10 protein-coding genes are annotated in these 11319 nt (G+C 64.9%); 7 read left to right on the plus strand and 3 right to left on the minus strand.

Annotated features, from left to right (window positions below; genetic code table 11):
• The first annotated feature begins 3 nt into the window (after positions 1-3).
• Positions 4-1509 carry an IMP dehydrogenase gene (guaB, locus tag O5O54_RS20115; protein ID WP_279483636.1) on the plus strand — a complete coding sequence of 502 codons (1506 nt, stop codon included), beginning with the start codon at positions 4-6 and terminating at the stop codon, positions 1507-1509.
• Here guaB and O5O54_RS20120 read toward each other — a convergent pair.
• The gene (locus O5O54_RS20120) at positions 1488-2399 is read right to left on the minus strand and encodes a LysR substrate-binding domain-containing protein (RefSeq protein WP_279483637.1); all 912 of its coding nucleotides are present in this window, start codon (positions 2397-2399) and stop codon (positions 1488-1490) included. The two genes, guaB and O5O54_RS20120, sit on opposite strands and share 22 nt — an antisense overlap.
• A gap of 97 nt (positions 2400-2496) precedes the next feature.
• On the opposite strand from O5O54_RS20120, the gene O5O54_RS20125 reads away from it, so the two are divergent.
• The 6 genes from O5O54_RS20125 to O5O54_RS20150 all read left to right on the plus strand — a co-directional run bounded on the left by O5O54_RS20125 (position 2497) and on the right by O5O54_RS20150 (position 9655).
• A complete protein-coding gene (locus O5O54_RS20125) occupies positions 2497-4002 on the plus strand; it encodes a catalase (protein ID WP_279483638.1) in 1506 nt (501 codons plus the stop codon).
• 123 nt (positions 4003-4125) lie between these two features.
• A complete protein-coding gene (locus tag O5O54_RS20130; RefSeq protein ID WP_279483639.1) occupies positions 4126-5424 on the plus strand; it encodes an RsmB/NOP family class I SAM-dependent RNA methyltransferase in 1299 nt (432 codons plus the stop codon).
• Complete coding sequence (locus O5O54_RS20135) at positions 5421-5873, plus strand: tryptophan-rich sensory protein (protein WP_279483640.1); 453 nt, start codon at positions 5421-5423, stop codon at positions 5871-5873. The genes O5O54_RS20130 and O5O54_RS20135 overlap by 4 nt, the downstream gene beginning before the upstream one ends.
• Entirely contained in the window at positions 5870-6505 is a 636-nt protein-coding gene (locus O5O54_RS20140; RefSeq protein ID WP_279483641.1) for a 5'-methylthioadenosine/S-adenosylhomocysteine nucleosidase, read from the plus strand. The genes O5O54_RS20135 and O5O54_RS20140 overlap by 4 nt, the downstream gene beginning before the upstream one ends.
• Before the next feature lie 41 nt (positions 6506-6546).
• A complete protein-coding gene (gene guaA, locus O5O54_RS20145; RefSeq protein WP_279483642.1) occupies positions 6547-8103 on the plus strand; it encodes a glutamine-hydrolyzing GMP synthase in 1557 nt (518 codons plus the stop codon).
• 295 nt (positions 8104-8398) lie between these two features.
• The gene (locus O5O54_RS20150; RefSeq protein WP_279483643.1) at positions 8399-9655 is read left to right on the plus strand and encodes a site-specific integrase; all 1257 of its coding nucleotides are present in this window, start codon (positions 8399-8401) and stop codon (positions 9653-9655) included.
• Here the strand turns inward: O5O54_RS20150 and O5O54_RS20155 are convergent.
• Both O5O54_RS20155 and O5O54_RS20160 read right to left on the minus strand, forming a co-directional pair.
• The gene (locus O5O54_RS20155; RefSeq protein ID WP_279483644.1) at positions 9621-9896 is read right to left on the minus strand and encodes an AlpA family transcriptional regulator; all 276 of its coding nucleotides are present in this window, start codon (positions 9894-9896) and stop codon (positions 9621-9623) included. The genes O5O54_RS20150 and O5O54_RS20155 overlap by 35 nt on opposite strands.
• Positions 9897-10100: 204 nt before the next feature.
• Positions 10101-11319: MFS transporter (locus O5O54_RS20160; RefSeq protein ID WP_279483645.1), on the minus strand; the 1219-nt coding region annotated here is incomplete at its 5' end.

Genomic DNA, 11319 nt, shown 5'->3' on the forward strand with positions numbered 1-11319 from the left:
GCAATGGCACGCATCATCGAGACCGCGACCGGCACGCTGGCACTGACCTTCGACGATGTGCTGCTGCAGCCCGGCCATTCTGAGGTCATGCCGGGGCAGGTGGACGTGCGCACGCGCATCACCCGCACCCTGAACCTCAACATCCCCATCCTTTCGGCCGCGATGGACACGGTCACCGAGTCGCGCCTCGCCATCGCCATGGCGCAGGCCGGCGGCATCGGCGTCATCCACCGCAATCTGACGCCCGCCGAGCAGGCCGAAGAGGTACGGCAGGTCAAGAAGTTCGAATCCGGCATGGTCGTGAACCCGGTCACCATCGGCCCGGACGCCACGCTCGGCGACGCGCGCGCCCTGATGCAGGCCCATCGCATCTCCGGCATCCCCGTGGTCGAGAATGCCGGGCGCGGCGGGCAGACCAAGGGGCGCCTCGTCGGCATCCTGACCAACCGCGACGTGCGCTTCGCCTCCGACGACCGGCAGAAGATCTTCGAGCTGATGACGCGCGAGGGGCTCGTCACCGTGCGCGAGACCGTCGAGCAGAGCGAGGCCAAGCGTCTCCTGCACAAGCACAGGATCGAGAAGCTCCTGGTGGTGGACGGCGAGGGTCACTGCATCGGCCTCATCACCGTGAAGGACATCGAGAAGTCCCAGCTCAACCCGAACGCCGCCAAGGACGCGCAGGGTCGCCTTCTCGCCGCGGCCGCGACCAGCGTCGGCGACGACGGCTTCGAGCGGGCCGAGCGCCTGATCGACGCAGGCATCGACCTGATCGTGGTGGACACCGCCCACGGCCATTCGCAGCGCGTGCTCGACGCCGTGACGCGCGTGAAGAAGATGTCCAACGAGGTGCAGGTGATCGCCGGCAACGTCGCGACGCCGGGTGGCGCCCAGGCGCTGATCGACGCGGGCGCCGACGGCATCAAGGTCGGCATCGGGCCGGGCTCGATCTGCACCACGCGCATCGTGGCGGGCGTCGGTGTGCCGCAGCTCTCGGCCATCATGGATGCCGTCAACGTCGCCGACAAGGCGGGCGTGCCGGTCATCGCCGACGGCGGCATCAAGTATTCCGGCGACCTCGCCAAGGCGCTGGCGGCGGGCGCCTCGGCGGCCATGGTCGGCTCGCTGCTCGCCGGCACCGAGGAAAGCCCCGGCGAGGTCTACCTCCACCAGGGCCGCTCGTTCAAAGCCTATCGTGGCATGGGCTCCGTCGGCGCAATGGCGCGCGGCTCGGCCGATCGCTACTTCCAGGCCGAGGTGCGCGACACCTTGAAGCTGGTGCCCGAAGGCATCGAAGGACAGGTCGCCTACAAGGGCGCCGTCGGCGCCGTGCTCCACCAGCTGACCGGCGGCCTGCGCGCCGCCATGGGCTACACGGGCGCGGCGACGCTCCCGGACTTCCGCGAGAAGGCGACCTTCGTGCGCATCTCCAACGCGGGCCTGCGCGAGAGCCACGCCCACGACGTCACGATCACGCGCGAAAGCCCGAACTATCCCGGCTTCGGGGGTTGAACGTCTGCCAAGCACGCCCGGATCATCTCGGCCAGCCGCTCGAAGTCCGAGCGGCGGCCGGAGGACGAGCGGAACACGAGGACGAGCGTTCGCGAGGGGGCGGGATCCTCGAAGGGGAGGAAGGCGATGCCGCCGGCCCGGCCCTCCGCCGCTACCGCGCAGGCCGGCACGAGCGTGACCCCGAGCCCACCCGCCACCATGCGCATCAGCGTGTTGAGGCTGGTGGCACCAAGCGTGGCGAGGTCGCGCGATTCGGCGATGCGACAGACGTCGAGCGCTTGGTCGCGCAGGCAGTGCCCTTCCTCAAGGAGGATCAGCCGCTCGCCCTCCAGCCGGTCCGGCGACACGGGCACGGAGATGCGCGCAGCGCTTCGCTCCGGCACGGCCAGGAGGAACGGGTCCTGCCCGAGCGGGATCGTCTCCACCCCCTTCCGCTCGACGGGAAGCGCCTGCACCACGCAGTCGAGCTCGCCGCGCGCCAGCTCGTCGGCGAGCTGCGCCGTCACGTTCTCGCGCACGCCGACCGCAAGGCGGGGAAAGGAGTGCGAGAGTTCGGACAGGAGGCCCGGCAGGAGATAGGGCGCGAGCGAGGCGATGATGCCGAGCCTGAGCTGCCCGACAAGAAGCTCGTCGCTCGCCTTGGCGAGGGCCTCGAGGTCGCGCACCTCGGCGAGGATCCGACGCACGCGCCGGGCGACCGTCTGCCCCTCCGGCGTCAGCGACACCCCGGTCGGCCGCCGCTCGAACAGCGCCGCGCCGAAATCCGACTCCATCTGCGCGATCTGCGCGGAGAGTGCGGGCTGCGAGATGTTCAGCCGCTTCGCCGCGCGGCCGAAATGCAGCGTCTCCACAAGGGCTTCGAAGTAGCGGAACTGTCGCATCGTGAACATGCCGATCAGATAAGCTGATCGACAAGCCGGGTAAATACGATTGGAAATTATCAAAGGAATCGGTTGGAATGTTTCCAACCTGATCACGGAGGTTTCCATGACCGACAGACCGCGGCTCACGACGACGGCCGGCGCGCCGCTTTCGTCGAACCAGAATTCCAAGACCGTCGGCCGCAACGGGCCGGTTCTCTTGGAGGACTACCAGCTCATCGAGAAGCTGGCGCACCAGAACCGCGAGCGCGTTCCCGAGCGCGTCGTCCACGCCAAGGGCTGGGGCGCCTACGGCACGCTGACGGTCACCGAGGACATCACGCGCTACAGCCGAGCCAAGGTCTTCTCCGAAGTCGGCAAGAAGACCGAGATGCTGGCCCGCTTCTCGACGGTGGCCGGCGAGCAGGGCGCGGCGGATGCCGAGCGCGACGTGCGCGGCTTCTCGCTGAAGTTCTACACCGAGGAGGGCAACTGGGACATCGTCGGCAACAACACGCCGGTGTTCTTCGTCGCCGACCCCTACAAGTTCCCGGACTTCATCCACACGCAGAAGCGCCACCCGCGCACCAACCTGCGCTCGGCGACCGCCATGTGGGACTTCTGGTCGCTCTGCCCCGAGTCGCTGCATCAGGTGACGATCCTGATGTCGGACCGCGGCATCCCGGTCGACCCCTCCCGCATGAACGGATACGGCTCGCACACGTTCTCGTTCTGGAACGACCAGGGCGAGCGCTTCTGGGTGAAGTTCCACTTTAAAACGAAGCAGGGTCACAAGACCTTCACGAACGAAGAGGCCGAGAAGGTCATCGCGAAGTCCCGCGAGAGCTACCAGGAGGCGCTCTACGGCATGATCGAGGCCGGCCAATTCCCGAAGTGGGACTTCTTCGTGCAGATCATGCCGGAGATGGAAGCCGAGGAGTTCGAGAAGAAGACCGGGTGGAGCGCGTTCGACCTCACCAAGGTCTGGCCCCACGGCATGTACCCGCTGATTAAGGTCGGCGAGTTCGAGCTGAACCGCAACCCGGACAACTACTTCACCGAGATCGAGCAGTCGGCCTTCAACCCGTCCAACGTGGTGCCGGGCATCGGCTTCTCGCCGGACAAGATGCTGCAGGGCCGCCTGTTCTCGTACCCGGACGCGCACCGCTACCGCATCGGCGTCCACTACGAGTCGCTCGCCGTGAACAAGCCGCGCTCGCCGGTGAACCACTACAACCGCGACGGCTCGATGCCCTTCGGCCTGCGCACCAACCCGGACGCCTATTACGAGCCCAACTCGTTCGGCGGTCCCGTGGAGGATCCGAGCGTCGAGGAGCCGCCGCACCGCTATAGCGGCCAGGTGGGTCGTTACGAGTATCGCGCGGAGGCCGACCACTACAGCCAACCCCGCGCGCTGTTCCAGATGTTCGACGACGCCCACAAGGAGCGCCTGTTCAAGACCATCGCGGGCGCGATGCAGGGCGTGCCGGACTTCATCGTCGAGCGCCAGCTCGGCCACTTCGACAAGGTCCATGCCGACTACGGCGCCGGCATCCGCCGCGCCCTGGCCGCCCAGGGCCGCGACGACGAGCAGGCGAGCCTGACCACCAGCCATTCGGCGGCGGCCGAGTAAGGCGTCGCGACAGGATGACAGGAAAGGGCCGGGAGCGATCCCGGCCCTTTTCGCGTCGTGATCGCAGCTTGTGATCGATGCGCCGGCGCACTACCAAACGCTTCGAAACGGAGACGAGGTGTCATGCGGCTTGGCGGGCGGATCGCGGCGGCGGTCGAGGTGTTGGACGACATGGCCTCGCGCCGGCGCCCGGTGGCCGACGCGCTGAAGGATTGGGGCCTCGCCCATCGCTTCGCGGGCTCGGGCGACCGGTCGGCCATCGGCAACCTCGTCTACGACGTCCTGCGCCGGCGCCGTTCGCTGGAGTTCCGCATGGGAACGCGCGAGACCGCGTCGCTGGTCTTCGGCGCCTTTCTCGATTCGTCCGGCATGGAGCCGGCGGCCCTGCGCGCCGCGCTGGACGGCGACCGCTTCGCGCCCCCGCTGCCGGACGATGCCCGGCTTGCACGGTTCCGCGAAGCAGGAGTCGAGGGCGCCGAGCCTGCCGTCGCGGCCGATGTGCCGGACTGGATGGCCGAGCCGCTCGCGGCCTCGCTCGGGCTGGACTGGGTCGCCGAGGCGCGCGCCCTCTCGACCCGGCCGCCGCTCGACATGCGCGTCAACACGTTGAAGGCGACGCGCGAGGAGGTTTCGGCCGAGCTCGCCCCGTTCGATGCCGCGCCGACGCCGCTTTCCCCCGTCGGCCTGCGGGTGCCGCCGATCGTGGGGGAGGGGCGGCATCCCAACGTCCAGGTGGAACGCGGCTTCCAGACGGGGACCTTCGAGATCCAGGACGAGGGCTCGCAGATCGCAGCGCTCCTGTGCGGCGCGCGCGAGGGCGAGCGCGTCCTGGACTATTGCGCCGGGGCGGGGGGCAAGACGCTGGCGCTCGCCGCCTCGTCCGACAGCGCGGCCGAGATTCACGCCTTCGACGCCGATCGCCAGCGCCTCGCCCCGATCTGGGAACGGCTGGCGCGCGCGGGCGCGACGGCGGTGACCGTCCATGCCCCGCGCGACGACCTGTCGAAGCTCTACGGCACGATGGACCTCGTGGTGGTGGACGCGCCCTGCACCGGCGCCGGCACATGGCGCCGTCGGCCGGACGCCAAATGGCGGCTGACGGAGGCGCAGCTGACGAAACGCATGGGCGAACAGGACAAGGTCCTGGATGCCGCGGCCCGCTTCGCCAAGCCCGGCGCACGCCTCGCCTATATCACCTGCTCGGTGCTGCGCGAGGAAAACGCGGGGCGGGTCGAGGCCTTTCTGGCGCGCACGCCCGGCTGGCGCCTCGCCGATGCGCAGGGCCTCTGGGCCGAGCGCCTTCCCGGCGCGCCGCCCGCCTATCATGCCGAGCGGATCGGGGAGGGCGCGGTCCTCACGCTGACGCCGCTGCGCTCGGGGACGGACGGGTTCTTCTTCGCACTTCTGGAGCGCACCGCATGACGCGCTGGCTGAGCTTCCCCCTGTTCCTCGCCATCTCGCTCGGCGGCGGCCTCCTGATCGGCGCGAGCAACACGCCGGACGACTGGTACCGCGCGCTCGAGAAGCCCTGGTTCAACCCGCCGGACTGGGTGTTCGGCCCCGTCTGGACCGTTCTCTACGTGCTGATCGCGGTGGCGGGCTGGAGGGTCTTCAGCGCCGGCAACCACAAGGCGCTGGTCGCCTGGGTCGTGCAGATGGCGCTGAACTTCCTGTGGTCGCCGCTCTTCTTCTCGGCCCACGCGGTCCTGCCCGCGCTGGTGGTGATCCTCGGCATGCTGGCGGCGATCCTCACCTTTCTCGCCCGCACCGGCCCGCGCGACCGGGTCGCCTTCTGGTGCTTCGTCCCCTATGCGATCTGGGTCTCCTATGCGACGCTGCTGAACGCGGCGATCTGGAGACTGAACGGATGATTCCCGAGGCGCAGATCGAGACGATCGGGGGGCGCCGCGTTCTGTTCGCCATGGCGGCTGAGCCAGAATACGGTCCCGCGCTGCGCGCCCGCATCCGGCCGGTCATGACGGGCGTCGGCCCGATCGAGGCGGGAATCGCCACGGCCTATGCGCTGAGCGCCTGCGTGGCGCGCGACCGGCTGCCCGATCTCGTCGTCTCGCTCGGCTCGGCCGGCTCGGCGGTGCTGGAACAGGGCGAGGTCTACCAGGCCTCCAGCGTCTCGTGGCGCGACATGGACGCCTCGGCGCTCGGTTTTCCCAAGGGCGTGACGCCGCTTCTGGATCTGCCGGCCGAACTGCCCCTACCGACGCCGATCCCCGGCATTCCCGCCGCGCGCCTTTCGAGCGGCGCCAACGTCGTCAGCGGCGAGGCGTATCGCGCCATCGACGCCGACATGGTCGATATGGAGACCTTCGCGGTGCTGCGCGCCTGCCAGCGTTTCCAGATCCCGCTCCTCGGCCTGCGCGGCATCTCCGACGGCGCGAGCGAGCTGCGCCGCTACGACGACTGGACCGCGCTCCTGCCCCATCTCGACGGGCGGCTGGCCGAAGCGCTGGATCGTCTTGCCGATCTCCTGCAGGAGCCGGCCTGAGCACCCCTTGTTTTTCGGCGCTGCATCATTAGAAGTCCGCCATGACCCAGCACCCCGACAATATCCTCATCGTCGATTTCGGCTCCCAAGTGACGCAGCTCATCGCGCGTCGCGTGCGCGAGGCCGGCGTCTATTCCGAGATCGTGCCGTTCCAGTCGGCCGAAGAGGGCTTCCGGCGCCTGAAGCCGCGCGCCGTGATCCTGTCCGGATCGCCCGCCTCCACGACGGAGGAGAACAGCCCGCGGGCGCCCGAGGCGATCTTCGAGGCCGGCGTTCCGGTGCTGGGTATCTGCTACGGGCAGCAGACCATGTGCGCCCAGCTCGGCGGGAGGATCGAGGGCGGTCTCCACCGGGAGTTCGGCCGGGCCTTCCTCGAGGTGCAGAAGGGCTCGCCCCTTTTCGACGGCATCTGGGCCGAGGGCACGCGCCATCAGGTGTGGATGAGTCATGGCGACCGGGTGACGGCCTTGCCCAAGGGCTTCGAGATCGTCGCGACGTCTCCGGGCGCGCCCTTCGCGGCGATCGCCGACGAGGCCCGCCGCTTCTATGGCGTCCAGTTCCACCCGGAGGTCGTCCACACGCCGGACGGCGCCAAGCTCATCTCCAACTTCGTCCACCGCATCGCGGGCCTTCCCGGCGACTGGACCATGGCCGCCTTCCGCGAGCAGGCCGTGCAGGAGATCCGCGCCAAAGTCGGCAGTGGCCGGGTCATCTGCGGCCTGTCGGGCGGCGTCGACTCCTCAGTCGCGGCCGTCCTGATCCACGAGGCGATCGGCGACCAACTCACCTGCATCTTCGTCGACCACGGCCTGATGCGCATGGGCGAGGCGGAGGAGGTCGTCGGCATGTTCCGTGACCACTACAACATTCCGCTCGTCCACGTTCAGGCGCAGGACCTCTTCCTCGACGCGCTGGAAGGGGAGATAGACCCGGAGGTCAAGCGCAAGACGATCGGGCGCCTCTTCATCGAGACCTTCGAGGCGGAAGCCGCTAAAATCGGCGGCGCCGAGTTCCTGGCGCAGGGCACGCTCTACCCCGACGTAATCGAGAGCGTCTCCTTTACCGGCGGGCCGTCGGTCACCATCAAGTCGCACCACAATGTGGGCGGTCTGCCAGAGCGCATGAACATGAAGCTCGTGGAGCCGCTGCGCGAGCTCTTCAAGGACGAGGTGCGCGCCCTCGGCCGCGAGCTCGGCCTGCCCGACCGGTTCGTCGGCCGCCACCCGTTCCCCGGCCCGGGCCTTGCCATCCGCTGCCCCGGCGGCGTGACGCGCGAGAAGCTCGACATCCTGCGACAGGCCGACGCGATCTATCTCGACGAGATCCGCAAGGCCGGCCTCTATGACGCCATCTGGCAGGCCTTCGCAGTGCTTCTGCCGGTCCAGACGGTCGGCGTGATGGGCGACGGGCGCACCTACGAGTTCGTCTGTGCGCTGCGCGCCGTCACCTCGGTGGACGGCATGACAGCCGACTTCTACCCCTACGATATGGAGTTCCTCGGCAACGCCGCGACCCGCATCATCAACGAGGTTCGCGGCATCAACCGCGTGGTCTACGACATCACCTCGAAGCCTCCCGGCACGATCGAGTGGGAATGATTCAGACCCATCCGAACATCGCCGATTTTGCGCCGAAACACGATCTAACCAACTGAAAATAAAAATAAATTTCTTCTATGCCTATCGACATCTATCGGTGGGCATAGATCGCGTTTGGCAGCCTCGCTGACGGGCCTCGCCCCCATTGATCAAACGGAAAAAGCGAAAGTACCGTCAGGAGTAATGAGGCTCATGACGGTACTTTTTTTGATCTAAGACGCTAATTAAAAAGTCTTTTCGACGCCGCCAGCCTCCAAAAACCGCGTGACGGTACTTTTCCGCAAGGAGGCCCGAAATGTTGACCGATGCAGCACTTAAGTGTTTGAAGCCAAAAGCCAAAATGTACAAGGTCTCCGATCGTGACGGCATGTATGTGCGCGTCGCGCCGTCGGGTGCCATCTCGTTCAGGCTCGACTATCGGCTGAACGGCAGGCGAGAGACCATCTACCTCGGTAGGTATGCACGTGACGGAATATCGCTCGCCAGGGCTCGGGAGCTATGCATCGACGCACGGCGCGCAATTGCCGAGGGGCGGTCACCTGCCATTGAGAAGCAGCGGGAGAAGCGCCGGATCAAGGAAGCGAAGAGTTTCGGTCAGTTCGGAGAGAAGTGGCTGACGAACGCAACCATGGCCGACAGTACGCGCGCGATGCGTCGCTCCATCTTCGAGCGCGAACTGATGCCCGTCTGGCGCAATCGTCTTCTGACGGGGATCACGCCTGATGACCTGCGTGCCCACTGCGGCAAGATCGTCGAACGAGGCGCGCCTGCAACGGCCATCCATGTGCGGGATATCCTGAAGCAGATCTACAGCTATGCCATTCTGCACGGCGAGAAGGTCGTCAATCCGGCCGATGACGTCGGTCCGGCTTCAATCGCCACCTTTACGCCGAAAGACCGCGCATTGTCGCCCGCCGAGATCCGCATCATGTTCAAGCAACTCGAGCATGTCGCGACGCTGCCAACGATCCGCCTCGGTATGAAGCTCTTCCTCCTGACCATGGTCCGAAAGAGCGAGCTGCAGGACGCGGTGTGGGACGAGATCGATTTCGACAACGCTATCTGGACGATACCAAAGGAACGCATGAAGCGGTCGAAGCCGCACAACGTCTACCTGTGCCGACAGACGTTGGATATCATGATCGCGCTCAAGACCTGCTCCGGCAACTCCCGATATCTTTTGCCGTCCCGGTACGATGCTGATGCTCCCATGTCCCGCGCGACCTTTAACCGTATCAGCTACGCTGTCGTCGCACAGGCCAAGAAGGAGGGGTTGCCGCTGGAGCCGTTCACCGTGCACGATCTGCGGCGCACCGGGTCGACGCTGCTAAACGAATTGGGCTTTAACAGCGATTGGATAGAAAAGTGCTTGGCGCACGAGGACGGGCGCTCATCGCGCGGCGTTTATAACAAGGCCGAGTATGAAGTGCAGCGCCGGCATATGATGCAGCAGTGGGCGGATACTGTGGATGCCTGGATCGATGGCCGGAAGTATGCTCCCACGCTTTTGCCGCAAGCTATGCCCTTGATGGAGCTTGATCCTGCCCTTTGACGGGGCGGGTTTTACGCCTGGTGACATCGGGGTGTTGGGCGCGCCGGATCGGTGCCGCCCGCTTTGCCATCAGCCAAGCTTCGACTTCAGCCAAGTCCCAAACGACGCAACGCGGAGAGAGCGCAAACCGGCATGGAAACTCGCCACGTTGCTCCATTTCATAAATGGTGCTGTCAGCCAAAGGGACCATTTCACGTAGCTGCTGGCGCCGAATCGTTCGACGAAAATTTGGAGTGTTCATTCTATGTCCTCTGATCATCATGAGAACCATAGAAAGCGATAGAAGCTGAATGTGAAAAGTCCTTGCAGGCGCTTGTGCGGTAATATCGCGCTATGTCGTGCAAATCGGATTGGTCTTGGAAGAAATGCCTCCCATAACCGTCCACGCAGTTATGCAGCCCGCTTGTCACGTTCCCAGCCGTCTTCTCGATCGTATGACGTTCAATCAATTCGTTCCCGAAAGGTCGAGGGGCTTTGATTGCTCGGCAGAGACCGGTCGCGAAAGGAAGCCATCAATCAACGTCAGAATTATTCCAACAACAAGCCCCGTACCCAACGCCAATATGAGGGAAATATTGTCGCCGCGATCGATTGAACGTATTGCTGCAGGGAGGACTGCAAAAATTGTCACGTTATTTAGCGTTTCAGCAAAAGCAAGTACCATGCCTTTGCTATACCCAGATCGCTCTGCCAATATCGTTGTGCTGCTTGGCGCGCCGGCGCCGAGTGCAAATCCCCATAGGACTAGGCAAGTTACGGCCCAGATGAAAGGGAGAGCGACTGTGGTGAAGGCTGCGATCGACAGCGCAAGTAATGCAGTTATCGCGATGAGTGATATCTCTTCTCTGCCGCACATGCGGCGTATCCAGCCTGCAGAAAGATTTCCGATGCCCAAACCGAAACCAAACGCGGTAACCGTGACGCCAATTTCGGCCGTGTTCAAGTTGTAGCGTTGCTTGAGCATCTCCCCCGAGAATAGGAAAGCGGCCACGCCTGTCCCATTCCAGGCGCCCTTGGCTATCAGCGGTCGCATTACATTCCATTTCTTCATCCAATGAAAATGCACTGCAGTTCTGGCGAATGAGGGTGAATAATTACCGGGGGTCGTTCTGGAGCCGATAATGAACGCCAACACGCATCCGCTTGCGCTCGTGAGAAAAGGCAGTCGCCAACCAGCCCATTCGGTGAGCACGCCTGCGAGGGCTGGACCCAGCGCAATGCCGAACGTCATTCCAAGCACGACGAGGCCCATCGCACCAGCCTGCCTTTCCCTGGGGACGATTTCGGAAACCAGGGCGAACGCCGTTGGAATGATTACAGCAGACGCTAGCCCACCGAAGACTCTAAGAACCATTGCAATTTCGATAGTCGGCGAAAATGCAATTCCTATTCCATCGATAGCAAAGGCCAGAAGAGCAAAGAGTAGGAAACGAACACGGTCGATACGGTCTGAAAGATATCCCAGAATAGGAGCCGCCAAAGCGTAAGTGAAGGCGTAGCCGGAGATTAGCCACGAGGCACGAGCCGGAGACGTGCGGAATGCTTCAGCTAGCGGTCCAAGCATCGCCGAAAGCATGAACTCGCTTGCGCCGACGAAAAAAACCGCCAAGGCTAGGATAGCGAGAAAGGGTCTATGCTGGTTGGAGCTTTCCGACGTCTTTTTG

Origin of the sequence: Aureimonas sp. SK2 (assembly GCF_029813115.1) — a bacterium.
Classification (GTDB): domain Bacteria; phylum Pseudomonadota; class Alphaproteobacteria; order Rhizobiales; family Rhizobiaceae; genus Aureimonas.